Origin of the sequence: Brachyspira pilosicoli (genome assembly GCF_019402445.1) — a bacterium.
In the GTDB taxonomy this organism is placed as follows: domain Bacteria; phylum Spirochaetota; class Brachyspiria; order Brachyspirales; family Brachyspiraceae; genus Brachyspira; species Brachyspira pilosicoli_B.
In genome coordinates this window covers 1-233 of sequence record NZ_SRZM01000420.1, presented here as the reverse complement: position 1 = coordinate 233, position 233 = coordinate 1, and the positions used below count along the sequence as shown (strand labels likewise).

1 protein-coding gene is annotated in these 233 nt (G+C 21.5%); it reads left to right on the top strand.

Annotated features, from left to right (window positions below; translation table 11 throughout):
- Window positions 1-233: hypothetical protein (locus tag E6A48_RS11535; protein ID WP_219710455.1), on the top strand; the 233-nt coding region annotated here is incomplete at both ends.

The window sequence follows — 233 nt, the reverse complement described above, 5'->3', positions numbered from 1 at the left end:
GATTATATCTATACATATAGAGTATGCTAATATAGAACATATAAAAGAAGTTGCTAAATTATTTTATAAAAATAATTTACGTATATTATTGCGTTTAATGATTATACCACAATTAAAAGAAAAGGCTTATAAATATTTTGATGAATTAATGGAATTGAGAAAGGATTTTTATTTTGATTTAGAATTAGTACCTGTACAATATTCTGATAGTGATCCTTGGATATATAAGAAAT